Source organism: Streptomyces sp. TAA040 (assembly GCF_000424845.1).
Genome location: NZ_AUKR01000002.1, coordinates 1 through 24,410 on the forward strand (window position 1 = coordinate 1; position 24,410 = coordinate 24,410).

The following is a 24,410-nucleotide window of genomic DNA, read 5'->3' on the forward strand; positions in this document are numbered from 1 at the left end:
GCTTCATCGTTCGACTTGCATGTGTTAAGCACGCCGCCAGCGTTCGTCCTGAGCCAGGATCAAACTCTCCATGAATGCTTCAAAATGAAGACACCACAGGGAGCGGAACACGAAGCCGGAATAAGCCCCGCATCCACTGCGTCCTCGCTGTGTTCATCAATACTCAAAGAAACCACATCCACAGGCAGGCAACCATGACAACCACAATCACCCACCCCCGGACGGGGTATCAACATATCTGGCGTTGACTTTTGGCACGCTGTTGAGTTCTCAAAGAACGGACGCTTCCTTCGAAACCCTCCCAGGCTCCTCCGGGCGCTTCCCTTCGGTGTGTCCCCGACTTTACCAGACTTTCCCCCGGCCGTTTCCGGCGAGTTCGTTCCGGTGGGAGTCGGAACTCCCTTCGCCTTTCGGCGTGTCCAGACTTTATCAGGTTTCCTGAGCCCGGATTTCCATCCCCCGGTCCGGCGCGCACGCGTGAGCGGCTGCTTTCCCTGGGGTGGAACCATCAACTTACTGGAGCCGGGCGCCCGGATGCAAATCCGGGTACCCGGCTCCCCTCGGCGGGGTCGGCCCCACCCGTCAGACCTCGACGACGACCGGCAGGATCATCGGTCGGCGGCGGTAGGTGTCGGAGACCCACTTGCCCATCGTCCGGCGCACCAGTTGCTGGAGCTGGTTGACCTCGGCGACACCGTCCTGGGCCGCCCTGCCCAGCGCCTCGTCCAGCTTGGGGAGCACGGCGCTGAAGTCGGCGTCGTCGATTCCCGAGCCGCGGGCCTGGATGTGCGGCCCTCCGACGATCTTCCCGCTGCTGCTGTCCACCACCACGAAGATGGAGATGATGCCCTCGTCCCCGAGGATGCGCCGGTCCTTGAGCGCGTTCTCGGTGACGTCGCCCACCGAGAGGCCGTCGACGTAGACGTAACCCGCCTGCACCTTGCCGACGATGTTCGCCTTTCCGTTGACCAGGTCCACCACCACACCGTCCTCGGCGATGACCACTCGCTCCCGGGGCACCCCGGTCTGCGCGCCCAGTTCGGCGTTGGCCCGCAGATGCCGCCACTCGCCGTGCACCGGCATCAGGTTCCGGGGCCGGCAGATGTTGTAGAAGTACAGCAGCTCCCCGGCCGAGGCGTGCCCGGAGACATGCACCTTGGCGTTCCCCTTGTGCACCACGTTGGCGCCCCAGCGGGTGAGGCCGTTGATGACCCGGTACACCGCGTTCTCGTTCCCCGGGATCAGCGAGGACGCCAGGATCACGGTGTCCCCCGGGACGATACGGATCTGGTGGTCGCGGTTCGCCATCCGGGACAGCGCCGCCATCGGCTCGCCCTGCGAACCGGTGCACACCAGGACGACCTCGCTGTCCGGCAGGTCGTCGAGCGTCTTGACGTCGACCACCAGGCCGCCGGGCACCTTCAGATAGCCCAGGTCCCGGGCGATGCCCATGTTGCGCACCATGGATCGGCCGACGAACGCCACCCGGCGCCCGTTCTCGTGTGCCGCGTCGAGGATCTGCTGGATGCGGTGCACATGGCTGGCGAAGCTCGCCACGATGATGCGCTTCTGCGCGCCGGCGAAGACCTGCCGCAGCACCTGCGCGATGTCCCGCTCGGGCGGTACGAAGCCGGGGACCTCGGAGTTCGTCGAGTCGGAGAGCAGCAGGTCGATGCCCTCCTCGCCGAGCCGGGAGAACGCCCGGAGGTCGGTCAGCCGGCCGTCGAGCGGCAGCTGGTCCATCTTGAAGTCGCCGGTGTGCACCACCATGCCGGCCGGGGTCCGGATCGCGACGGCCAGGGCGTCCGGAATCGAGTGGTTCACCGAGACGAACTCGCAGGCGAAGGGGCCGATCCGTTCGTGATGCCCTTCCTTGACCTCCAGCGTGTAGGGCCGGATGCGATGCTCCTGGAGCTTCGCCTCGATCAGCGCGAGCGTCAGCTTGGAACCGATGAGCGGGATGTCGGGCTTTTCGCGGAGCAGGAAGGGAACGCCACCGATGTGGTCCTCGTGCCCGTGCGTGAGCACGATGCCGTCGATGTCGTCGAGCCGGTCCCGGATCGAGGTGAAGTCCGGCAGGATCAGGTCGATGCCGGGCTGCTCCTCCTCGGGGAAGAGCACTCCGCAGTCGACGATCAGGAGCCGGCCGTCGTACTCGAAGACGGTCATGTTGCGGCCGATCTCGCCCAGGCCGCCGAGCGGGGTGACCCGGAGGCCGCCCTTGGCGAGCTTCGGCGGGCGGCCGAGCTCGGGATGTGGATGACTCAAAGGACTCTCCTCACCACACACGCCACGGGCCCCAAGGGCACGTGGCGTGTGCGACTGTTGTGCACTTGCAGTTGTTGGTGCGTATGAAGTTGCGAAGTGAGCAGTGCTCAGAGCTGGACCCCGCCCGCGGCGAGGTCGCGCCGCAGTTGCAGGGTCTCCTCCTCGCTGAGTTCGACGAGCGGCAGCCGGAGCGGACCGGCGGGCAGGCCCTGCCGGGTCAGCGCGGCCTTGCAGGTGATGACGCCCTGGGTGCGGAACATCCCGGTGAAAACCGGCAGGAGCTTCTGGTGGATCTCGGTGGCCTTGCTGACGTCGCCGTTGAGGTGGGCGTCGAGCATGACCCGCAGCTCCGGGGTGACCACGTGGCCGACGACCGAGACGAAGCCGACCGCGCCGACCGAGAGCAGTGGCAGGTTGAGCATGTCGTCGCCGGAGTACCAGGCCAGACCGCTGGCCGCGATGGCCCAGCTCGCGCGCCCGAGGTCGCCCTTGGCGTCCTTGTTCGCGACGATGCGCGGGTGCTCGGCGAGACGGACGATGGTCTCGGTGTTGATGGGGACACCGGAGCGGCCCGGGATGTCGTAGAGCATCACCGGGAGTTCGGTGGCGTCCGCGATGGCCGTGAAGTGCCGGAGGAGGCCCTCCTGCGGCGGCTTGTTGTAGTACGGCGTGACCGCCAGCAAGCCGTTGGCCCCGGCCTGCTCCGCGGCCCGGGCCAGCGCCAGGCTGTGCCGGGTGTCGTTGGTGCCGGCTCCGGCGACCACATGCGCCCGGTCTCCCACGGCCTCGGCCACGGCCCGGACCAGGTCGGCTTTTTCCGCGTCGCTGGTGGTCGGGGACTCGCCCGTGGTGCCGTTGATGATCAGACCGTCGTTGCCGGCGTCCACCAGGTGGGCGGCAAGGCGCTGAGCGCCGTCGAGATCGAGTTCGCCGTCCGCAGTGAACGGCGTGACCATCGCGGTCAGGACCCGCCCGAAGGGCGTCTGCGGTGTGGAGGTCGGAGCCATGGGTACCACGCTACTCGTAGCTTCCCGCCAGGTGTCCCCTCGGGGCAGGTCGGAATCGGAGCCCGGCGCTGCCTGCTCGGGGGTTCACGCAGCGCCGGGTCCGTGGAATCAGCCTAGATGAACTTCTTGAAATGTCGCAATCCGGACACAACGGGCGGCTACGGTGCGACGCGCCCGTTCGTGTTGAAGGCGGCGTGCGTGAGCGGCATCAGTTCCGCCCAGGCGGCCTCCATCGACTGGCCCACCATCTCGATCTCACGCTGCGGGAACGAGGGCACGACCGCGTTCTCGTGCTGGGTCCGCAGGCCCAGGAAGTGCATGAGCGACCGAGCGTTGCAGGTGGCGTACATGGAGGAATAAAGACCCACCGGAAGAGTGGCCCTGGCGACCTCGCGCGCCACTCCGGCCTCCAGCATGTCCTGGTAGGCCGAGAAAGACCGCTCGTAGGACCCCCGCATGACCTCTCCGACGAGCTTCTGCTGCTCCTCGGTGCCCTCGACGAACTCGTACTTGCCCGGGCGACCCCGCTGGACCAGCTTTCGCGACTCGTCGGGGACGTAGAAGACCGGTTCGAGGCGGCGGTAGCGACCGCTCTCCTCGTTGTACGACCATCCCACCCGGTGTCGGTGGAACTCCCGGAACACGAACAGCGGCGCGCTGATGAAGAAGGTCATGGAATTGTGCTCGAACGGGCTGCCGTGGCGGTCCCGCATGAGGTAGTTGATCAGCCCCTTGGAGCGCTCCGGGTCCTTCTCCAGCTCCTCCAGCGACTGCTCGCCGGCGGTGGACACCCGGGCAGCCCACAGGACGTCGGTGTCGCCGGCGCTGTGCTTGACCAGTTCGACGGTCATGTCGCTTCGGAAGCGGGGGGTGTCGGTCACCGGCGGGTCCTTCCAGGTACTGCGGTCAACGGCACGGCACAGCCTACGGCCCCGGTCGGACATGTCCGGTGGCCCACGACGGGGCGGCGGGCGGTTCCGGGCAGTTGCGCTCCGGGCGGTCGCGCGGTTTCCGGAACCGCGCGCAGAAAATTTCCGGAAACGGCAACTTCCGCCCCTCCCCGACCGTCTGTACGGGCAGATGCGCAGATACCCCGATGAGAGAAGGAATCGCCCCATGTCCCGCCGCGGAGAGCCCGTTCCGTTCGCCTTCGTCGCCGAGGCCGACCGGTTCCGCAGCGATGTCGCCCCGCCGCCGCCCGAACAGGCCTCGCTGCCGCAGATCCTCGGCCGCACCCTGCTCGGGCTCGTGCTCGTCGCCGGCCTGGCCGGCTCCCTCCTGCTGGGCATGCCCGCGCTGGAGGTCGACCACGGCGACCCGGAGCAGGAAGCCTCCGAGAGCCGCTGAGGACTCCGGGCGCGCCGAACCGCGCCCCCGGAGGTGGCCACTGTCCCGCTCCCCCGATAGCCTCACCCGTCACAGGACTCCGGCGCCGCGCTGCCGGGCTTCAATGCCCGGTGCGCGTGCCCGGCCCCCGTCCTGCCCCCGAGACGGACCGCGAGCGAGGACCCAGCCGTGCCCCTGACCTTTCTGACGGCCGACCGAGAGCTGAGCACGACCGACGATCCCGCGGAGACGCCGCTCCCGCACACTGATCCGGGCTACTGGCGGCGCCCCTACCGGCCGGGCCCCTGGCGGGTCGCCGGCGCGGCCCTGCTCCTGCTGCTCGCCTCCTACCTGCTCATCTCCGCTGTGGTCATCGCGGTGGCCGGGACGCTGGGCGGCGCCGGACTCTGCATCACCTCGGCCGGCGTCGCGATCGGCTTCGCGCTCCGGCTGCTGCGGGTCGGGCTCTGGGTCAGTTCGCACGGCCTGCGCCGGGTCGGGGTGTTCCACACGCGCACGCTGCCCTGGTCCGAGATCGCCGCGGTCCGCACGGCCCAGCAACCGGTCCGCTGGCTCGGACTGCCGAGGACGGTCCAGGGCCAGGCGCTGACGGTGGACCTCAAGCAGGGAGAACCGCTGCGGGCGCTCGTCACTGATCACAACGCCGACTTCCTCGCCAAGCCGGAGGCCTTCGACCGGGCCGCGGACGTGCTGGAGGCCTGGGCGGCCGACTACCGGGCCTGAGCTCCGGTGGTCCCGGTCCCCCCTCTGCCCGTCCCACGGGAAACGGGGGGTGCCACCTTGCGCAACCGGATCGCGTGCTGCATCGCCTTGCGCGCGCGGGGTGTGTCGCGGGCGTCGTGGTAGGCGACCGCGAGCCGGAACCAGCTCCGCCAGTCGTCCGGATGCGCCTGCGTCTCCGCCTCCCGCGCGGCGAACACCGCGTCCGCGGAGTCCCGGTCGACGCGTCCGCTGGGGGTGCGCTCCAGCTCGTCCACCGGAAGGCCGCCCTCGGCCTCCAGCTCGGACCCGAGTCTGCCCGCCTGCCAGGCGAAGCGGGTGCTGTGCCACAGGAACCAGGCGCCGATGAAGGGCAGCACCAGCACGGCCACCCCGAAGGGGATCGTGACCGCGGTGCCCTGACGGATGAGCAGCACGCCGCGGCTGCCGACCAGCACGAAGTAGACCACCAGCACGGTGGCCAGAGCGAAGTACGTGAGCTTTGCTCGCATGAGGGCCTAGCCGTCCAGGTCGAGGAAGTGCTCCAGGCCGAACGTCAGCCCGGGCGTGTCCACAACGCGGCGGACCGCCAGCAGGACGCCCGGCATGAAGGACGAGCGGTTCATCGAGTCGTGCCGGATCGTCATCATCTCGCCCTCGCCACCGAACAGCACCTCCTGGTGGGCGACCAGCCCGCGCAGCCGGACGGCGTGCACCGGGACCCCGTCGACGTCCGCGCCCCGGGCGCCGTCCAGACCGCTGCTCGTGGCGTCGGGCTGCACGGCGCAGCCCGCCTCCCGGCGGGCCTCCGCGACGAGTCGTGCGGTGCGCACGGCGGTGCCGCTGGGGGCGTCCGCCTTGTTCGGGTGGTGCAGTTCGACGACTTCGACGGACTCGAAGAACCGGGCCGCCTCGCGGGCGAAGCGCATGCTGAGCACGGCGCCGATGCCGAAGTTGGGCGCGATCAGCACCCCTGTCTCCGGCGAGCCGCCGAGCAGCCCGCGCAGGGCGCCCAGCCGCTCGTCCGTCCAGCCGGTGGTGCCGACCACGCCGTGGATGCCGTGCCGGACGCAGAACTCCAGGTTCGCGAGCACGGAGTCCGGGTGGGTCAGCTCGACCGCGACCTCGGCCTTCGCCTCGGTCAGCCGGTCCAGGCTGTCCTCCCGGCCGAGCGCGGCGACCAGCTCCAGGTCCTCGGCGGCCGTCACGGCCCTGACCGCCTCGGAACCCATCCGCCCGTGGGCGCCGATCACTGCCACGCGCAGCCTGCGCCCCGTGTTCTCCGTGCTCATCGTGTCTCTCCTGTCGCGGGCGGGAAGCCGTGCCCGCAGCTCGGCGCCCCGGGATGTCGTTCCATTCTGCCGGGCACTGACACGAGGTGTCAGGCCACGGAGTCCTGCAGCCGGGCGGACTGCCGCTCGGTCAGCGGACCGATCACCGCCAGTGAGGGCGCGCGGCCCAGCACCACGGCCGCGGCCTCCCTGACCTCGTCGGGAGTCACCGCGGCGATTTTCGCGAGCATGCGGTCGGTGGACAGGTGGCTGCCCCAGCAGATCTCGCTCTTGCCGATCCGGTGCATCAGGGCGCCGCTGTCCTCCAGGCCCAGCACCGTGGAGCCGGAGAGCTGGCCGACGGCGCGGTGCAGCTCCTCGTCGGTGAGGCCGTGCTCGGCGACCTGCGCCAGCTCGTCCCGGCAGATCTTCAGCACGTCGTCGATCTGCCCCGGCCGGCAGCCGGCGTAGACGCCGAAGAGGCCGCAGTCGGCGAAGCCGGAGGTGGAGGAGTACACCGAGTAGGCCAGTCCACGCTTCTCGCGGACTTCCTGAAAGAGCCGGGAGCTCATGCCGCCGCCGAGCGCGGCGTTGAGCACCCCCAGTGCCCACCGGCGCTCGTCGTTCCGGGCGAAGCCGGGCATGCCGAGCACGAGGTGCGCCTGCTCGGTGCGGCGGTCCAGGAGCTCCACCCGGCCGCCGGGCCGGAGCCGTCGGCTGCCCCCGCGCGGCGACACCGGCTCGGCGTCGACGGCGTCCAGGGCCCCCGCCCGGGAGAAGGCCTCCTCCACCAGGCGGACCACCTGCGTGTGGTCGATGTTGCCGGCCGCGGCCACCACCAGGTGCGTCGGATCGTAGTGCCGCCGGTGGAAGCGGGCGATGCGATCCCGGTCGAGGGACTCCACCGTCTCCACGGTTCCCAGGACCGGGCGCCCCAGCGGGGTGTCGCCGAACACGGTCTGCGCGAAGAGATCGTGCACGCAGTCGCCCGGGTCGTCCTCCGTCATGGCGATCTCTTCGAGGATCACGCCCCGCTCGGCTTCCACGTCCTCCGCACGGAGCACCGAACCGGTGAGCATGTCGCTGACGACGTCGATGGCGAGCGGCAGGTCGGTGTCCAGCACGCGGGCGTAGTAGCAGGTGAACTCCTTGGCGGTGAAGGCGTTCATCTCACCGCCGACCGCGTCCAGCGCGGCGGAGATGTCCAGGGCGCTGCGCCTGCGGGTGCCTTTGAAGAGCAGGTGCTCCAGATAGTGCGTGGCGCCGCCGAGTGCCGGGGGCTCGTCCCGGGAGCCGACGTGCGCCCAGATACCGAAGGTGGCCGAGCGCACGGAGGGCAGGGTTTCGGTCACGACGCGCAGCCCCCCGGGGAGGACCGTACGACGGACCGTGCCGACGCCGTTCTCGCCCTCGATCAGAGTGGCCGTGCGCGGCCGGGTACGGGCGACGGCCCGCACCTCCGAAGCGGAGGGGCGGGCCGTCGGACGGGCGTCGCGCGTCACTGGTCGGCGTCGTCCTTCTCCTCGGAGTCGCCGCCCTCCGCCGCCTCGTCCTCCAGGACGGGGATCAGCGAGAGCTTGCCGCGCTGGTCGATCTCGGCGATCTCGACCTGGACCTTCTGGCCGACGCCGAGGACGTCCTCGACGTTCTCCACGCGCTTGCCGCCGGCGAGCTTGCGGATCTGCGAGATGTGCAGCAGCCCGTCCTTGCCGGGCAGCAGCGAGACGAAGGCGCCGAAGGTGGTCGTCTTGACGACCGTGCCCAGGTAGCGTTCGCCGACCTCGGGCATCGTCGGGTTGGCGATGCCGTTGATGGTCGCACGGGCGGCCTCGGCGGCCGGGCCGTCGGCGGCACCGATGTAGATGGTGCCGTCGTCCTCGATCGTGATGTCGGCGCCGGTGTCCTCCTGGATCTGGTTGATCATCTTGCCCTTGGGGCCGATGACCTCGCCGATCTTGTCCACCGGGATCTTCACCGTGATGATGCGCGGCGCGTTCGGGGACATCTCGTCCGGAACGTCGATCGCCTCGGCCATCACGTCGAGGATGTGCAGCCGGGCGTCGCGCGCCTGCTTCAGTGCGGCGGCGAGCACCGAGGCCGGGATGCCGTCGAGCTTCGTGTCGAGCTGAAGGGCCGTCACGAAGTCACGGGTGCCGGCGACCTTGAAGTCCATGTCGCCGAAGGCGTCCTCCGCACCGAGGATGTCGGTGAGCGTGACGTAGTGCGTCTCGCCCTCGATCTCCTGGGAGATGAGGCCCATCGCGATACCGGCGACGGCAGCCTTCAGCGGCACACCGGCGTTCAGCAGCGACATGGTCGAGGCGCAGACCGAGCCCATCGAGGTGGAGCCGTTGGAGCCCAGCGCCTCGGAGACCTGGCGGATCGCGTAGGGGAACTCCTCGCGGGTCGGCAGGACCGGGAGGATCGCCCGCTCGGCGAGCGCGCCGTGGCCGATCTCGCGGCGCTTGGGAGTGCCGACGCGGCCGGTCTCGCCGGTGGAGTACGGCGGGAAGATGTAGTTGTGCATGTAGCGCTTGCGCGTCACCGGCGAGAGGGTGTCGAGCATCTGCTCCAGGCGCAACATGTTCAGCGTGGTGACGCCCAGGATCTGGGTCTCGCCGCGCTCGAAGAGCGCCGAGCCGTGCACCCGCGGGATCGCCTCGACCTCGGCGGCCAGGGTGCGGATGTCGGTCAGCCCGCGACCGTCGATCCGGGTCTTCTCCTTGATCACGCGCTCCCGGACCAGTTGCTTGGTCAGGGTGCGGTACGCGGCGGAGATCTCCTTCTCGCGGCCCTCGAACTGCGGGAGCAGCTTCTCGGCGGCGAGCGCCTTGACGCGGTCCAGCTCCGTCTCGCGCTCCTGCTTGGCGGCGATGGTGAGCGCCTGGGCCAGCTCGTCGCGGACGGCGTTGCCCAGCGCGTCGAGGACGTCGTCCTGGTGGTCCAGGAACACCGGGAAGTCGGCGACCGGCTTGGCCGCCTTGGCGGCCAGGTCCGACTGCGCCTTGCAGAGGATACGGATGAACGGCTTCGCGGCCTCCAGGCCGGCGGCGACGACCTCCTCGGTCGGCGCCTCGACACCGCCCTTGACCAGCTCGACGGTCTTCTGGGTGGCCTCGGCTTCGACCATCATGATCGCGACGTCGCCGTCGGGGAGCATGCGGCCGGCGACGACCATGTCGAAGACGGCGTCCTCCAGCTCGGTGTGGGTCGGGAACGCGACCCACTGGCCGTTGATGAGCGCCACCCGGGTGCCGCCGATCGGCCCGGAGAAGGGCAGGCCGGAGAGCTGAGTGGAGCAGGACGCCGCGTTGATGGCGACCACGTCATAGAGGTGGTCGGGGTTGAGCGCCTCGATGGTCTCCACGATCTGGACCTCGTTGCGCAGCCCCTTCTTGAAGGTGGGGCGCAGCGGGCGGTCGATCAGCCGGCAGGTGAGGATGGCGTCCTCGGAGGGGCGCCCCTCGCGGCGGAAGAAGGAACCGGGGATCTTGCCGATGGCGTACATGCGCTCTTCGACGTCCACGGTCAGCGGGAAGAAGTCCAGCTGCTCCTTGGGGTGCTTGGACGCGGTGGTGGCCGAGAGGACCATCGTCTCGTCGTCCAGGTACGCGACCGCCGATCCGGCGGCCTGCTTGGCAAGGCGGCCGGTCTCGAAGCGGATGGTGCGGGTGCCGAAGGTGCCGTTGTCGATGACGGCCTCGGCGTAGTGGGTCTCGTTCTCCACCAGGGATATCTCCTCGTCTGCGTTCGCCGCCCGTGTGGCGGCGAACCGTCTGTTCGGTGGAGCGCTCCCGGTGCGGGCCGGTCTTCGATCGAAGCTCCCGGAACGGTGTCCTGTCCGGGGGCCACTACCGAGGACCGACGTCGAGCGGGCGCGCCCCGCCGCGTGCTTTCTCTTGCGGGCCCAGACTACAAAGTTTCTGCGCCGCACGCGGTACGACGAAGGGAGCGGTCCCGTGTCCGGGAGCCGCCCCCTCCGTCAGAGCTCAGCGGGCGCCAGCGGCACCGCGGCGGATGCCGAGACGCTCGACCAGCGCACGGAAGCGCTGGATGTCCTTGCGCGCGAGGTACTGCAGCAGCCGACGGCGCTGGCCGACGAGCAGCAGCAGACCACGGCGGGAGTGGTGGTCGTGCTTGTGGAGCTTGAGGTGCTCCGTCAGGTCGGAGATCCGACGGGAGAGCAGCGCCACCTGGACCTCGGGGGAGCCGGTGTCGCCCTCCTTGGTGGCGAAATCCGTCATGATCTGCTTCTTGGTCGCTGCGTCGAGAGAGGACACGCGTACTCCTTCGGGTTTTCCGGCCCTGATGGGCGGAGCCGCCGAGTGCCCCTGGTCTTGTTCTCAGGGGAGCTTCCGTGACTCGGACGGCGGGGTCCGCTGGGCGCTTCCTCCAGCGGCTCCGCAGTCGACCGGCCCGGTTCGCCGTGGGCTGGCGTCGACTGGATGGAGCCGGTTGATCCGGCAGGTGCGTACACAAACGGCCACCGGGCAGACTACACCAGCTCAGCCGCTGGTCATCGACCGGGCCGCGGAGTAGACGTCCAGGACCGCCAGCGCCAACGGAGTGAGCGACAGCAGGACCAAGCCCTCGGTGAGGTCGAGGAGGCGCCCCCAGAACGGGGTCACGCCGGTGCGCGGGACGGTCAGGCCGATCGCGATGAGCGCGGCGGCTCCGGCGGCGAGGGCCGCTGCCACCCACAGCGTCCGGACGTCCAGGGTCCCGGCTTCGCCCGGTGCGGTGCCCAGCGCCACTCCGAGCACCAGGAACACGATCGCACCCAGGCCGGCGACCACAGCGCAGGACACCTGGGCGGTGTAGCGGAAGAGACGGGCGCGCATCAGCATCGCGAGTCCCGCGGCCAGCGCGAGCGCCTGCGCCCAGCCGTTCCCGGCGAACCCCAGCACCGCCGCGGCGGCGACCACCACCGCGGAGAAGCCGCCGACCAGACCGAGGAGGACCTCGTGGCCGCGGCGGGCGCGCACGGCGATGCGCTCCGCGTCGACGGGGCCCGGCTCGACCGGGGCGAACGGGTCGTCGCCGAGTCCGTCCCCGGCGCCCGCGGTGTCCTGGCCGGGGCGGGGTGGCGCGTAGCCGATCGGCAGCCGGGCGAAGCGGGAGGACAGCCCGGGCAGGAAGGCCACCGCGCCCAGCGCCACCGGCACGCTCACGGCGGCACCGGAGAGGGCGTCGAAGTCGCCGAGCACCACCACGAAGGTGGCCAGGGTGCCGGCCCCTCCGGCGACCGCGGCCGCGATGAAGGCGCTGTCGGACCCGGGCAGCGAGGCGACCAGCGCGGACGCGGCCACCAGCAGGGCCACGCAGGCCAGCAGGAACTGGAGCCGTCCCACCCCGTGCCCCTCCTGGAGCGGGAGCAACCCGCTGCCGGCGATCATCGCGTGCGGGAGGGCGGCGAGGCCGAGCGCGGTGGCGGCCCCGCTGTCGTCGTAGATCCGGGCCCGAACCGGTGCGAGGGCGAGCAGCAGCACGGCCGTGACGGCGGCCACGATCCCGGGCAGGCCGTGCATGTCGTGGCCCACCGGGTCGGCGAACCACAACAGGACCCCCATCAGCGCGAGGACCGTCACACCGCCGACCAGGCCGCTGGTGCGCATCATCCGGTCGTTCCACAGGGTGCGGTCCCGGGTCACCGCGGCGGCGACCGCGTCCGAGACGTCGTCGAACACCGCGGGCGGCAGCGACTCCGAGAACGGGCGCAGGCTCAGCACCTCGCCGTCCAGTACCTGTTGGGCCAGCAGCGAGCGGGAGGCGTCCAGCACCGTCCCGTCCGTCCGCACCACATGGTGGCCGACCGGGGCGCCTTCCTCCGGGGAGCGGACGCTCAGCCGCTGCACCTCCGGCAGGAGCGTGGCGACAGGGACGTCCTCGGGGAGCGCCACGTCGATCCTGCGGTCGGGCGCGGCGACGGTCAGCCGGACGAAACCGGTGTCGGACCCGCCCGTGGCCAGCGCGGGCGAGTGGCCGGGTGCGGCCGCTGCTGACGTGCTCAACTCTCTCGTCCCCCTCGTTCGCTGGTGCGCACACGGGCGCCCGGGCCGTCGGACACCCTATCGGGCGGGCGTCGCGGGCGGGGCAAGTAGGATCGCCCCGCGCGGAGGGGGGCCGTTCGCCACGGGGGCACCGGCCGGGGACCTCTCCGCCCCCCTGAGGGATTGGTGGGCTCGTGAGTCAGATCGTCGTCAAACGCCCGCCGCGCGCGCTGCCCCCGGAAGTGCCCGGTGAGGAGCTGCACCTGGAGTCCCCGCCGGAACTCCCGCGCGGTCCCCAGGAGGGCGTGCTGATGCAGATCGTGCCCATGCTCGGCATGGGCGGCTCCATGGTGTTCTTCTTCATCTCGCCCGCCCCCTTCATGCGGATCATGGGCGTCATCATGATGATGTCGACGTTCGCCATGATCATCGCGCTGATCGTGCGGTTTCGCAGAGGCACACTCGGGCAGATGGCGCAGACCCGCCGCGACTACCTCAAGTATCTCGCCCAGACCAGGCACTCCGTGCGGCGGACGGCGCGCAAGCAGCGCGACGCGCAGTTCTACCTCCACCCGGCGCCGGACCAGTTGTGGTCGCTGGTGGCCGAGAGCAGCCGGGTGTGGGAACGCCGCCCCGGCGACCCGGACTTCGCCCAGGTCCGGCTCGGCCTGGGGGCGCAGCAGCTCAACACTCCGCTGGTGGCACCGGAGACCGCACCGGTGGACGAGCTGGAGCCGCTGACCGGCGGTGCCATGCAACGCTTCATCGCCACGCACAGCACGCTGGACGGGCTGCCGATGGCGGTCTCGCTGCGGGCCTTCTACCACCTGACGGTCTCCGGCAGGCCCGAGCAGGTGCACGACTGCGCCCGGGCAGTCGTCGCGCAACTGGTCTCGCTGCACTCGCCGGACGACCTGGTCCTCGCGGTGGGAGCGGGCGGCGAACGGGCCGCGGCACGCTGGGAGTGGGCGAAGTGGCTGCCGCACGTGCAGGTGACGGGCACCGCTGACGGCGCCGGGACCAAGCGGCTGATCGGCGAGGAGCCCGCCGAGCTGGAGGAGCTGCTGCGCGCCCGCCTGGACGGTCGGCCCCGGTTCGCGCCGGAGGGCCGCCCGCTGCTGGACCAGCCGCACGTGGTGGTGGTGCTCGACGGCTCGACGGTCGGGCCCACGTCCCTCCTCGCCTCCCCCGAGGGCATCCAGGGCGTCACCGTGATCGAGATCGTCCCCGGTGAGCTGGGGGAGCAGCGCGGCGGTCTCTCCGTCGTGGTGGGGCCGGGCGAACTGCGACTGGAGTCCGGCCGGGGCATGGTCTACGAGGGCGAGCCCGACGGACTGGCCTTCGAGACCGCGGAGGCACTGGCCCGGCAACTCGCCCCGCTGCGGATGGGCGTCGGCGGGGACGAGGACGAACCGCTGCTGGCCAACCTGGAGTTCACTGAGCTGCTCGGGCTGGGGGACGCCGCCTCGGTGGACGTCGCACGCACCTGGCGGCTGCGGTCGCAGTCCGACCGGCTGCGCGTTCCGATCGGCGTCGGCGAGGAGGGCCAGCCGATCATGCTGGACCTCAAGGAGGCCGCCCAGGACGGCATGGGTCCGCACGGGCTCTGCGTCGGCGCGACCGGGTCCGGCAAGTCCGAACTGCTGCGGACACTGGTGCTGGGGCTCGCCGTCACGCACTCCTCGGAGACCCTGAACTTCGTCCTGGCCGACTTCAAGGGCGGCGCCACCTTCACCGGGATGTCCCAGATGCCGCACGTGTCCGCGGTGATCACCAACCTGGCCGACGACCTGACCCTGGTGGACCGGATGGGCGACTCCATCCGAGGCGAGCTGAACCGCCGGCAGGAGATGCTGCGGGCCGCCGGCAACTACGCAAACATCCACGACTACGAGAAGGCCCGGGCCGCCGGCGCGCCGCTCGACCCGATTGCGTCCCTGGTGATCGTGATCGACGAGTTCAGCGAACTCCTCACCGCAAAGCCGGACTTCATCGAGATGTTCATCCAGATCGGACGGATCGGGCGTTCGCTGGGCGTGCACCTGCTGCTCGCCTCCCAGCGCCTCGAGGAGGGGCGGCTGCGCGGCCTGGAAACCTACCTGTCGTACCGGATCGGCCTGCGCACCTTCTCCGCGTCCGAATCACGCACCGCGCTCGGCGTCCCGGACGCCTACCACCTGCCGTCCGTCCCCGGGTCCGGTTACCTCAAGCACGGCACCGAGGAGATGGACCGCTTCAAAGCCGCCTACGTCTCCGGCGTATACCGCCGGGGCACCGCGCGGCCGAGCAGTGGCAGCCGGGAACTGCGCCGCCGCCCAGTGGTGTTCACCGCCGCACCGGTCCCCGCCGTCTACACCGAGAACCGGCCGGACCCCGGCCGCACCGCACCCGCCGAGGACGACGCGCTGGCCGACACCGTGCTCGACGTCGTGGTCCGGCGGCTGGAGGGCCAGGGCACCCCCGCCCACCAGGTCTGGCTGCCCCCGCTGGACTCCGCACCGCCGCTGGACGAGCTGCTCCCGGGCCTGACCGCGGTCGAGGGGCACGGGCCCACCGCGCCGGACTTCGCCGGCACCGGTCGTCTCCGCGTCCCGCTCGGCCTCGTCGACAAGCCCTTCGAGCAGCGACGCGAGGTCCTGGTACGGGACTTCTCGGGCGCCGCGGGCCACATGCTGATCATCGGCGGGCCGCAGTCCGGCAAGTCGACACTGCTGCGGACCCTTGTCTCCGCCTTCGCACTCACCCACACCCCGGCCGAGGTGCAGTTCTACGGGCTGGACTTCGGCGGCGGCGGACTCGCGGCCGTCGCCGGACTGCCGCACGTGGGCGACATCGCGTCCCGGCTCGATCCCGAGCGGGTCCGCCGCACGGTGGCGGAGGTCGCGGGCATCCTGGTGCGCAGGGAGGAGTACTTCCGCGCCCACGGCCTCGACTCGATCGGCACCTACCGGCGTCGGCGCACCCGCAAGGAGATCACCGACCAGCCCTTCGGCGACGTCTTCCTGGTCATCGACGGCTGGGGGAACTTCAAGCAGGAGTACGAGATGCTCCAGGACGTCGTCACCGACATGGCGGGACGCGGCTTGGGCTACGGCATCCACATCGTCGCGACCGTCTCCCGCAGCATGGACATGCGTCCCGCGCTCAAGGACCAGCTGATGAACCGGCTCGAACTGCGCCTGGGAGACACCATGGACTCCGAGTTCGACCGCAAGGTGGCTGCCAACGTGCCCGCCGGAGCCCCCGGCCGCGGCCAGACGCCCGAGAAGCTGCACTTCATGGCCGCCCTGCCGCGCATCGACGGCAGCAGCTCCGACGAGGACCTCTCGGACGGCACCGCGGCCATGGTCGCACGCGTCGGCGAGGCCTGCCCGCACGCGCCGGCCCCCCGGGTGCGCCTACTCCCCCGCGAACTGGCCGCCGAGCAGCTCCCACGGGGTGACTCCCACCCGGAGCGCGGAGTGGCCTTCGGGATCGACGAGACCGCCCTGGAACCGGTCTTCGTGGACTTCGAGACCGATCCGTTCTTCCTCGTCTTCGGCGACAGCGAGTCCGGCAAGTCCGCGCTGCTGCGGCTGCTGGCGAAGCAGATCACCGAGCGGTACTCCCCCGAGGAGGCCCGGATCGTGGTCGCCGACTACCGTCGGTCGCTGCTCAGCGCCATCCCCGAGTCGCACCTCATCGTCTACGCGGCCATGTCCAACGCCATGGACACCCACATGTCGGCGCTCCAGGACCTCATGGAGAAGCGGACCCCGCCGGACGACGTCACCCCGCGGCAACTGCGCGACCGGAGCTGGTGGTCCGGGCCGCAGATCTTCATCATCGTCGACGACTACGAACTGGTGGCCAACTCCCACGGCAACCCGCTCGCCGTACTGACCGAGCACCTGCCGTTCGCCCGGGACATCGGCGTGCGGTTCATCATCGCCCGCAACGCCTCCGGAGCCTCCCGCTCGTTCTACGAGCCGTTCATGCAGCGGATCAAGGAACTCGGTGCCCAGGGCGTCGTACTGGACGGCGACCCGATGGAGGGCGACCTGATCGGCAACGTCCGCGCCCGCCCGATGCCGACCGGCCGGGGCGTCTTCGCGTCCCGCAAGCGCGGCGCCCCACTCGTCCAGCTCGGCTGGCTCCCCGACGAGACGGCCTGACCCCAGCGGCGGAGTCGGAGGCGGGGCACGGCGGAGGCGCCGCGGACGCGGAGTGGGCACCCGGGACGCGCCGGACGGCCCATGACACCTTGCGGTGTCCACGGGCCTCCGGCGCTACGAGGGATGCGGGAGCGGCAGGCGGGCCGGGCCGCCTCGCCCGAGCGCCGGGAAGGGGAGCGGCCTCAGAAGTCGAAGCGCTGCGCCGCCTTCCTGTCGGTGCCCTGGTAGCCGGCCGTCGCGTTGTCCAGTGCGTTGGCGATCGCCGTCAGCGTGGTCTTCAGGCCCCGGACCTCTTCCTCCCAACCGCGCTGCTTGACGTTGAACGCCTCCTGGGCCTCACCGTCCCACTGCGCCACGACGCTCTTCACCTTGCCGTGCAGCGTCTCCAACTGGGTGCCGATGTCCTCGCCGGCCTTGCGGATGTCACCGGCGGCCGACGTGACCGTGCCGTACGTGATCTGAATGGTCATGGTGATTTCCCCTACCGCTTACTTGACGCTCGGCGTCGTGGCAACGAAGTCGCTGATCGGGCTCTGCCCCGCGGTCTTCTTGAAGTTCTCCATCTGCTCCACCTCGTTCGCGGTGAAGCCGTCCTTGCTCATCTCCAGCGCTTCCTGCATGAACCGCAGGCGGTTCTGCAGCTTGCGCGCGTACTCGTTCGCGTTCCGCTGCAAGTGGTCGTAGGCACCGTGTGCCGAGCCCTTCCAGCCGCCCTCGATCGCGTCCACCGCGGCGTTGAGCCTGCTGATCCTGCCCTGCAGGGTCGTCTGCATCTCGCCGACCTCGCGGATCAGGTCCTTGAGGTTCTGTTCCTCCGACTTGAACCCGGCACCGGGGTTGCTTCCCTCGGCCATAATGCCCCTCCTTCAGAGCTGACGGTGTTTCGTGCGTGAGCAGGCGGCACCCGAGGCCGCCCGCTCGATCTCAGCCACGGCGGCGCCGTACCAGGACGTACCCCGCTGCGGCAACGACGAGGACCACGGCGACCCCGACGGCAACGGTCGCCACCACCGGGAACGCGTCCTCCGCCTCGTCCGGAGCCCCCGCCGCCGCATCGTCACCGGGGTCGTCCGACCCGGCGGCGGCTTCCGCCTCGGGAGCCCTCTCCGACTCCTTCGGCGAGGGCGCCGCCGTCGGATCGGCAGCCAGCAGCGGATGCTGGTCCGGGTCCCCCGGGTTCCCCTCGCCCTTCAGGAGCACCATGCCGGGCCGCACCGCTCCGTAGCCGACGTATTTGCTCGGCAACTCCCCCTCCGGGCGCCCAGCGGTGTCGATCATCACCCGCAGCACCTGGTTCGCCGTCCACTCCGGGTGCATGGACCAGATGAGAGCCGCCGAAGCCGATGCGATAGCCGTGGCGTTGCTGGTGCCGTCCTCGACGCAGTAACTCGACAGACTGCTGTTGCACCATCCGGGGATGGCCGAGCCGGGAGCAGCCAGGGTGATGTCGCCAGCCTGCGTGTAATCGGCGCCGACGCTCGACTTGTCCAACGCTGCCACGCCGGCCACCTGATCGTAGGAGGCCGGATAACCGGTGGTCTCTCCGCTCTCCCCGTCGTTTCCGGCACCGGCGAACATCAGCTTGCCTTTGGAGGCGGCGTATCCCACCGCATCCTCGAGCTTCGAGTAGGGGTACCCGGCGACTGACATGCTGATGATCTGGGCGTCACTGTCCGCCGCGACCCGCAGCGCTTTGTAGAGCGTGTCCTTGTCCTCCACGCCGGGAATCCCCTCAACCGCGGTCCGGATGGGGAGAATCTTCACCCCCGGTGCCAATCCCTGCACTCCGCCCTCGGCCCCGGAACCTGCGATCAACTCCGCCATGGTGGTCCCATGGCCCGTGTAGTCATCGTGCGCGCCGCCGGAGGCGTCAGTGACATCCTGCCCAGAGAGCACCCGCCCTTCAAGCGTCGCGGTCGACGGGTTCACCCCCGAGTCGAGCACTGCGACCGTGACACCCTCCCCTGTGCTCACCGACCTCATCTCCGCGGCCTCCATGGGCTCGAGATACCACTGCTGGGCGCTGATGTCCTCGGCTGATGCCGGCCCCGCCGAGGCGAGACCCAGCACACTTGCCGCGAGGACCGCCACCACGCAGGCAAGGCCGCGACGCGCAGCCGAGACCGACACCGTCGCCGACATCGCTCGTATTCCTGTTCTCATCCGTGCACTCATTCGCATCAGTCGACCACGGGTGGGGCCGTGTTCCGGCGGTCCTTCCACGTCTCCGCTTCTTCGACCAGGTAGTCGGGGCGCCTGGATTCGTCCGGAGTGGATTCCTTGGCTCCGGGCCTCCGAGCGCCAATCCCGGTGGCACCGGCCCGGCGTGACGTGTCGGTGTTGACGGGCGCTCCTCGGGCCAGCCCAGTGCCACCAGGGGTGAACTCACCTCTGCCCCTGCCACCGGCGGAGGAGGCCGAGCCGGAATTGCCGACGACGCCACTTCGATCGAACGCGACGCGACGCCCGGCGTTGTTTCCGGCACCATCCGAAACGGGCCCAACCGGCCCCCGGCTCGTCATCGGGTGCCCGGAACCAGCACCTCGCCCGCCGACCGGGCCCTCCCCAGCTCGACTGGACGTGCCGCCGAAGATGCCTTCGGTCCGGCCGCTGCGCGCAGGAATACCCGAGGCCCCCTGGCGGCCAGCGGCTCCGGGAGCACTCCCACCGGCAATGCCGCGTGGATCGATGCTCCCGGTTGCCGAGGCTCCCGAAACCATTGGGCGTCCCCCCTGGACTGCGGCGTTCCGCCCCCCGGGACGGAGCAGAGAAGCAGGGCCCGCCGGCAGCGCTGTCGGCGCCGAGGAACCCCCGGTTGCCACGCCGGCCCCACTTTCTCCTGGGCCGTTGCGAGGACCGGAATCGGCGGAGTTCAGTACCGAGGAGGTGGCGCTGTTCATCTCAGTGCGAACGACGCTGTCAGCAGGCTGGACAGAGGACGCCGAAACGCCTTCCGGCGCGGTCACGTGGCCCGCTCCCTCCGGCCCCGAACGAGCCACCCGCTCGACTGGCGGCGGACCGCCCGAGGGGCTCAGGATCACGGAGTCACGCACCGTGTCATTTGCGGAAGGCACACCAACGTCGGGCATGGGGGCGAAGGTGGGGGGCTTCTGGGCTGCCATGGTGTCGCGCGAGACCTGGTAGTAGGAGCTGAGCTTGTTCATCTGGATGATCGCCTCCTGACGGCCCTCCTCCCGCTTCGAGGCGGCCTGCTCCTTCGCGGCCTCGTACGCCGGGTTCCCGTCGACCTGCGCGGGCGTCGGAACCTCACTCAGGAGCACTCCGAAACCGAGGCCCTCCGTGGGGTCGCGCGGCGGCATTCCGCTCTTGACCGAGGCGAGGCCCATCGCCGCTGCCTTGAGCTGCATCCCGGCGGTGCTGGTGTACTCCCCCAGTTGCAGGGTGTTCTTCGCCAGGTCGGTTGCCCAGCGGCGGAACGCGTCGGCGGTATCGCCCTCCCAGTCCACCCGTTCGGCGTACTTCTTGATGTCCTCACCGATGTCGTCGATGTCTCCGGCGGCCCGCCACAGGGCATCCGCAGCAGCCTCCAGGTCGGCCGGTTTGGCGTTCTCCACCATGGCGACCATCTCGTTCAGCCTGCGGTTCTCGAAGTTCGTCCGGCCGAGGTTCCCGTCCCCCGTGCCGAGGGGCACGATGGACGAGACGACCCGCCGCACATCCGTGACGGCAAGCTGCGGTGCAGCATCCGGCACCTCCGGTCGTCCCTCGCTCTCTGCCATGCGTTGGGCTCCTATTCCAGCCGGATGTCTGCGCCCGTGGCGTCCCCGCTGCGCTCCTTGTCGGAGTCGCCGGCCGGCCGGGGCTCGTAGCCGTCCTTCGTCTGCTTCTGGATCGACCAGAAGCGCTCGCGCAGGTCGTCCTCAAGGTTGTCGAAGCCGATGTCCGCGCCTTGGACGGCGATCCCCATCGCCTCGATCTGGTCTCCGAACGTCTTCGACAGCCGGGTCAGTTGGCTGTGCACCTGCGCGTACTGGAGGTGCAGGTCCTGGGCCTCGCCGAAACCCGTGCCGAAGGAATCACGGGCGACCTCGTGGCGGCTGATCCGGGTCCGGGACGCCTCCGAGTTCTCGAGATTCTCCAGGATGGCGTCGACCCGCTTCTTGAAGGCCTTGAGAGTCTCCGCTGCTCGTTTGAAGTCCTTCGCACCGGCTGCGGGGGCGTAAAGCCCCCCGTTGCCGTCGTCCAGCATCCAGTCCCCCTGGCCTGAGCCGTCCCCGTAACACGCGGCGTACCTGGTCACTCTAGCCGCATGACAAAGCTGTTCCGACTGCAAGGTAGTGGAGCGGAACCCTCCGCCGCATCCCGGTAGTTGCACCGGACACGAACCGGCCCCCCGGCCGGTGACTCCGACAGCATGACGGCCTTCCGCCCGCGGTGCAATGGTCTATTGCTCCGCTCCGCGCCTCCCCACGACGGTGACGGGCGTCCATCGGTATGCACCACGCCACTCCTTTGCAGGAGGAACACGCGGCGATGCGGCTCGGGAGAGCGGGCCTGCTCAGCCGGAACGGCGAGCAGGCCGCCGGTCGATTCCCCTCAAGGAGTGATGTCGAACTCCCCGTCCCGAGCGCCGAGAACGAACGCCCGCCACTCGGCTTCCGTGTAGCGCAGGACGGTGTCGGGGTCGGCGGAATTGCGCATGGCCACTCCCCCGCCGGGGAGGTAGGCGATCTCGACACGCTCCTCGGCAGGGCTGTCCGGCGCGCTCTGCCATTCGACATCGGAGATGTCGAGGGCGTAGAGCTCGTCCTTCTCTTGTTCTGTTGCCATCGGTGGCGTTCCTTTCCGTAGGGCGGTAGTGCGTGTTCAGTACCGCGGACATGCAGGTGGCGGTCTCCATGCGCCCGCCGTCGAGACCGGCGCGGGTGGCCTCGGCCCAGCCACGGGGCGCCTGCCTGCGCCGGTGCAGGACGTACCGCCCGCACCGAGGAGCAGGTCGACCAGCACCGCCCGCGGTCGGACGGCCCCGTAGCCGATGTACTTGCTCGGCGGGTCGCCCGGGTTCGCCTCCGACCGGCTCGTGGTCTCGATCAGCGCCCGCAGCACCTGGTTGGCCGTCCAGTCAGGGTGCGCGGACCGGATCAGCGCGGCGGAGGCGGAGGCGAGGGCGGAGGCGCCGCTCGTACCGCCGCGGGACTCGCAGGTGGTCGTGTTGCGGTCGCAGCGAATCGCCATGTCGCTTCCTGGAGCCGTGAGGGAGAGGTGCGGGCCGTAGGAGGAGAAGTCGGTGACCTTGCCGTCCTCGCCCGTGGCTCCCACGGCCACCACCCCGGGAAGGCCGGCGGGGAAGGCGCGGTTGTTTCCGTTGTCGCCTTCGTTGCCGGAGCTGGCAAAGATCAGGGCCCCTTGCCGATTGGCTTCGTCAACGGCCTCCTGAACCTCGTCGGAGGCATCGTCCGGGACGACTGATCCCTGAGACACGTTGATCACCTGAGCACTCTGCTCCAAAGCGTATCGAATCCCCCGTGCAAGGGACTTCTGTTCGCCGAAGGACCACTCGGTCTCGAAGTTGCGCACCGGCAGAACCCGAGCCTTCGGCGCCAAACCCTTGATTCCGCCTGCTGCACCGGTTCCGGCGATCAGAGCCGCCATGGTGGTCCCGTGACCGGTCTTGTCGATGTGCACATCGCCCGAAGCCTCGGAGAAGTCCGCTTCGTCGAGAACTTGGCCGCGCAATTCCGGAAGTGACGGGTCGACTCCCGAATCGATGACCGCGACAGTCACGCCCTCTCCCATGCTGACGCCCCACATCTCCGGGGCTCTCATGGCGTCGGGGTACCACTGCAAGTCCCGCGTCGATTCAGCAGCGGCGGGTGGAGCGAAGAGCCCGAGAGAGGACAGAGCAACAGCAAGGGCAGTCAGAAAGCTGTACGGGCGACACGGTGGGTGTCGCGTCGAAGTGGGCACGGGAGCTCCTTGCATCTCTGCTTTTCCCTGATCAGTCCGCGACAGGGGGAACGCTGTTCCGTGAGCGCGCCGCCCACGTTGCCTCGTCCTCCTCGAGGTAGTCCGGTCGCCTGTCGCCCCTGCGCCGCTCTTCCGAGACCCGGTTGGCCGTCCCGGGCCTACTGGGCGGACCGCTGCCAGAGTCCATCTCGCGGACGGGAAGACCCGAGCCGCCCCGTGTGAACTCACTGCGGGCCGAGCTGCGTATGGCAGGCGTGCCCGCGATCGCGCCTGGCTGAGACGTGCAGCGACGTCCGCTGCTCGCTCCACCCGACGTCGGAGCGCCGGCACCAGCGGCGCCCTGCCCTCCGTACAGCGACCGGCCCGGCTGTCCCTGTTCGCCGTCACCGGCCACCAAGCCACGCGGCATGTGGGAGGGACGAGGGGCGTTGCTGATCGGACGTACGTGACCGCCCGACACTCCATTGCCCACAGCGCCGCGAAACGAGCCGTTGCCCCGCGAGGGCCCGTTCCTCGCGCCTTCTGCCTCTCGCCCTCCGGTGGTGGGACGTGGCGTCGGTCCGGGCGGTGCTCCTCGCCACCGCCCCTGGCGCTCCCGACGTCTTCGCCGGTTGCTCGTGGTGTGCCCGTCATGACGGCGGAAGCAGCGGTGTCGGGCAAGGAACCGCCAGGCTGTTCGCCGGGCAGATGCCGTTGGCCCAACGGGTTGAAGTCGGACTCTTCCTGAGCGCGCGGTTCTGCCGCCGCGACGCGGTGGTAGGAGTCGAGGCGTGCGATCTGGTGGAGGGCCTCCTGGCGGCCGCTCTCGCCGGGGCCGAGCGTCGGAGGGCGGACCGGGGGCCGAAGGGGGCGGAGACGGACGGTTCGGGCATCGCGGCCTTGACCTCGGCGAGGCCCTGCCCCGCGTTCACCATGCCTTCGCCGAGTCCCATGCCGTGGGTGCCGAGGCGGACGGCTTCGCGCGCGAACTGCGCGCCCCAGGCGCGGAAGCTTTCGGCCCCCTCACCGCCCCATCCGACGCGTTCGAGGTAGCGCATCAGGTCCTGCCCGATGCCCAGGATGTCGCTGCCCGCGTCGAAGAGGGCGCTTCCCCTGCCGGACAGGTGCTCCGGGCAGGCGTCGGAGACCATCGCGCGCAGCTCCTCGTGCGTTCTTCCCTCGAACTCTCCGCTCTCCACCGCTCCCGTTCCCCCGGTTCTCGTACGTGACGTCCCTGTCGGTCCCGGTGCCCTGCTGGTCGCTGCTCTTGCTGGGCGCGTCGGGTGCCGCGTAGTGCTGCTGGGTGTTGGCGCTGATCGCCCGCAGCCGGGCGAGTTGGTCGGCCTCGACCCCGTCGTAGCCGTGCCGGGTCACCTGCACGGCGACGCCCACCGCCTCGATCTGCTCCCCGAAGAGCTGGGCGAAAGTCTCCATGCGGCCGTGGGCGCGCCGGTACGTGGCCGTGCAGGCTGTCCGCCGCGCCGAAGGCGGCGCCTCCGTAGGCGTCGCGGGTGAGGGTCTGGTCCCGGACCTCGCCCGCGGGCGAGGTCCGCAGGTGCACCAGGAGTTCCTCGACGTGGTGCCGAAGCCCGCCGGTTTCTCGTCCTCGACCGACAGGTCGCCCGTGCCCGGGCGGCTGTCGCCGGGGTCGCGCTCGTTCCCCATGGCCCCGTGTCCCCCACGTCGTCAGTGGCGTCCTCTCTGCCCCGGTCACTCTATGCACACGCGCGGTCGGTTCCAACCGCGAACCCGGCAGGGTGACTCACC

The 24,410-nt window shown here is 70.2% G+C and carries 20 protein-coding genes and 1 rRNA gene; 3 read left to right on the plus strand and 18 right to left on the minus strand.

Annotated elements, in window-relative coordinates; genetic code table 11:
- From H300_RS0102060 to thyX, 4 genes are all read right to left on the minus strand, one after another.
- Nucleotides 1-75, minus strand: a 16S ribosomal RNA gene (locus H300_RS0102060); the annotation flags it as partial.
- 507 nt (nucleotides 76-582) lie between these two features.
- A complete protein-coding gene (locus H300_RS0102065; RefSeq protein WP_028426082.1) occupies nucleotides 583-2,268 on the minus strand; it encodes a ribonuclease J in 1,686 nt (561 codons plus the stop codon).
- A gap of 107 nt (nucleotides 2,269-2,375) precedes the next feature.
- Nucleotides 2,376-3,275 (minus strand): 4-hydroxy-tetrahydrodipicolinate synthase, encoded by a 900-nt coding sequence (gene dapA, locus H300_RS0102070; protein ID WP_028426083.1) that lies wholly within the window; start codon nucleotides 3,273-3,275, stop codon nucleotides 2,376-2,378.
- Nucleotides 3,276-3,433: 158 nt separating this feature from the next.
- A complete protein-coding gene (gene thyX, locus H300_RS0102075) occupies nucleotides 3,434-4,126 on the minus strand; it encodes an FAD-dependent thymidylate synthase (protein ID WP_051269413.1) in 693 nt (230 codons plus the stop codon).
- A gap of 265 nt (nucleotides 4,127-4,391) precedes the next feature.
- On the opposite strand from thyX, the gene H300_RS0102080 reads away from it, so the two are divergent.
- Together H300_RS0102080 and H300_RS0102085 are read left to right on the plus strand one after the other, a co-directional pair.
- Nucleotides 4,392-4,622 carry a hypothetical protein gene (locus tag H300_RS0102080; RefSeq protein WP_028426085.1) on the plus strand — a complete coding sequence of 77 codons (231 nt, stop codon included), beginning with the start codon at nucleotides 4,392-4,394 and terminating at the stop codon, nucleotides 4,620-4,622.
- Between the two features lie 168 nt (nucleotides 4,623-4,790).
- A complete protein-coding gene (locus tag H300_RS0102085; protein ID WP_028426086.1) occupies nucleotides 4,791-5,345 on the plus strand; it encodes a PH domain-containing protein in 555 nt (184 codons plus the stop codon).
- Here the strand turns inward: H300_RS0102085 and H300_RS24545 are convergent.
- The 6 genes from H300_RS24545 to eccD form a co-directional block, all read right to left on the minus strand.
- The gene (locus H300_RS24545; RefSeq protein WP_051269339.1) at nucleotides 5,333-5,833 is read right to left on the minus strand and encodes a hypothetical protein; all 501 of its coding nucleotides are present in this window, start codon (nucleotides 5,831-5,833) and stop codon (nucleotides 5,333-5,335) included. The genes H300_RS0102085 and H300_RS24545 overlap by 13 nt on opposite strands.
- A 6-nt stretch (nucleotides 5,834-5,839) precedes the next feature.
- Complete coding sequence (gene dapB, locus H300_RS0102095; RefSeq protein ID WP_028426087.1) at nucleotides 5,840-6,613, minus strand: 4-hydroxy-tetrahydrodipicolinate reductase; 774 nt, start codon at nucleotides 6,611-6,613, stop codon at nucleotides 5,840-5,842.
- 89 nt (nucleotides 6,614-6,702) lie between these two features.
- Complete coding sequence (locus H300_RS0102100) at nucleotides 6,703-8,094, minus strand: M16 family metallopeptidase (RefSeq protein ID WP_028426088.1); 1,392 nt, start codon at nucleotides 8,092-8,094, stop codon at nucleotides 6,703-6,705.
- On the minus strand, nucleotides 8,091-10,319 hold the full coding sequence (locus H300_RS0102105) for a polyribonucleotide nucleotidyltransferase (RefSeq protein WP_028426089.1): 2,229 nt from the start codon (nucleotides 10,317-10,319) through the stop codon (nucleotides 8,091-8,093). The genes H300_RS0102100 and H300_RS0102105 overlap by 4 nt, the downstream gene beginning before the upstream one ends.
- A 262-nt stretch (nucleotides 10,320-10,581) precedes the next feature.
- Nucleotides 10,582-10,872 (minus strand): 30S ribosomal protein S15, encoded by a 291-nt coding sequence (gene rpsO / locus H300_RS0102110; protein ID WP_028426090.1) that lies wholly within the window; start codon nucleotides 10,870-10,872, stop codon nucleotides 10,582-10,584.
- A gap of 225 nt (nucleotides 10,873-11,097) precedes the next feature.
- Nucleotides 11,098-12,603, minus strand: a complete 1,506-nt coding sequence (eccD, locus tag H300_RS0102115; RefSeq protein WP_051269341.1) for a type VII secretion integral membrane protein EccD — start codon at nucleotides 12,601-12,603, stop codon at nucleotides 11,098-11,100.
- A gap of 173 nt (nucleotides 12,604-12,776) precedes the next feature.
- Between eccD and H300_RS0102120 the strand changes: the two genes are divergently transcribed.
- Complete coding sequence (locus H300_RS0102120; protein WP_028426092.1) at nucleotides 12,777-16,736, plus strand: type VII secretion protein EccC; 3,960 nt, start codon at nucleotides 12,777-12,779, stop codon at nucleotides 16,734-16,736.
- Nucleotides 16,737-16,918: 182 nt separating this feature from the next.
- Here H300_RS0102120 and H300_RS0102125 read toward each other — a convergent pair whose 3' ends face one another.
- The 8 genes from H300_RS0102125 to H300_RS0102160 form a co-directional block, all read right to left on the minus strand.
- Nucleotides 16,919-17,206 (minus strand): WXG100 family type VII secretion target, encoded by a 288-nt coding sequence (locus H300_RS0102125; RefSeq protein ID WP_051269344.1) that lies wholly within the window; start codon nucleotides 17,204-17,206, stop codon nucleotides 16,919-16,921.
- A gap of 18 nt (nucleotides 17,207-17,224) precedes the next feature.
- Nucleotides 17,225-17,590 carry a WXG100 family type VII secretion target gene (locus tag H300_RS24550; RefSeq protein WP_051269346.1) on the minus strand — a complete coding sequence of 122 codons (366 nt, stop codon included), beginning with the start codon at nucleotides 17,588-17,590 and terminating at the stop codon, nucleotides 17,225-17,227.
- A gap of 70 nt (nucleotides 17,591-17,660) precedes the next feature.
- Complete coding sequence (locus H300_RS0102135) at nucleotides 17,661-18,878, minus strand: S8 family serine peptidase (RefSeq protein ID WP_037978919.1); 1,218 nt, start codon at nucleotides 18,876-18,878, stop codon at nucleotides 17,661-17,663.
- Between the two features lie 38 nt (nucleotides 18,879-18,916).
- On the minus strand, nucleotides 18,917-20,476 hold the full coding sequence (locus H300_RS0102140; RefSeq protein ID WP_028426095.1) for a hypothetical protein: 1,560 nt from the start codon (nucleotides 20,474-20,476) through the stop codon (nucleotides 18,917-18,919).
- Nucleotides 20,477-20,487: 11 nt separating this feature from the next.
- Nucleotides 20,488-20,997: a hypothetical protein gene (locus tag H300_RS24555; RefSeq protein WP_486583471.1), complete on the minus strand. Its 510-nt coding sequence runs from the start codon at nucleotides 20,995-20,997 to the stop codon at nucleotides 20,488-20,490.
- A gap of 296 nt (nucleotides 20,998-21,293) precedes the next feature.
- On the minus strand, nucleotides 21,294-21,527 hold the full coding sequence (locus tag H300_RS0102150; RefSeq protein ID WP_028426096.1) for a DUF397 domain-containing protein: 234 nt from the start codon (nucleotides 21,525-21,527) through the stop codon (nucleotides 21,294-21,296).
- A gap of 36 nt (nucleotides 21,528-21,563) precedes the next feature.
- Entirely contained in the window at nucleotides 21,564-22,664 is a 1,101-nt protein-coding gene (locus tag H300_RS31360) for a S8 family serine peptidase (RefSeq protein WP_158678306.1), read from the minus strand.
- Nucleotides 22,665-23,293: 629 nt separating this feature from the next.
- The gene (locus H300_RS0102160; protein WP_028426097.1) at nucleotides 23,294-23,842 is read right to left on the minus strand and encodes a hypothetical protein; all 549 of its coding nucleotides are present in this window, start codon (nucleotides 23,840-23,842) and stop codon (nucleotides 23,294-23,296) included.
- Nucleotides 23,843-24,410: the final 568 nt, after the last annotated feature.

Bases quoted from the DNA above. Each gene is read 5' to 3' on its own strand.
- H300_RS24550 (WP_051269346.1), bottom strand. From the start codon at position 17,590: ATGGCCGAGGGAAGCAACCCCGGTGCCGGGTTCAAGTCGGAGGAACAG.
- H300_RS0102150 (WP_028426096.1), bottom strand. From the start codon at position 21,527: ATGGCAACAGAACAAGAGAAGGACGAGCTCTACGCCCTCGACATCTCC.
- H300_RS0102135 (WP_037978919.1), bottom strand. From the start codon at position 18,878: ATGTCGGCGACGGTGTCGGTCTCGGCTGCGCGTCGCGGCCTTGCCTGC.
- dapB (WP_028426087.1), bottom strand. From the start codon at position 6,613: ATGAGCACGGAGAACACGGGGCGCAGGCTGCGCGTGGCAGTGATCGGC.
- H300_RS0102080 (WP_028426085.1), top strand. From the start codon at position 4,392: ATGTCCCGCCGCGGAGAGCCCGTTCCGTTCGCCTTCGTCGCCGAGGCC.
- thyX (WP_051269413.1), bottom strand. From the start codon at position 4,126: ATGACCGTCGAACTGGTCAAGCACAGCGCCGGCGACACCGACGTCCTG.
- H300_RS0102140 (WP_028426095.1), bottom strand. From the start codon at position 20,476: ATGGCAGAGAGCGAGGGACGACCGGAGGTGCCGGATGCTGCACCGCAG.
- H300_RS0102125 (WP_051269344.1), bottom strand. From the start codon at position 17,206: ATGACCATTCAGATCACGTACGGCACGGTCACGTCGGCCGCCGGTGAC.
- H300_RS24545 (WP_051269339.1), bottom strand. From the start codon at position 5,833: ATGCGAGCAAAGCTCACGTACTTCGCTCTGGCCACCGTGCTGGTGGTC.
- dapA (WP_028426083.1), bottom strand. From the start codon at position 3,275: ATGGCTCCGACCTCCACACCGCAGACGCCCTTCGGGCGGGTCCTGACC.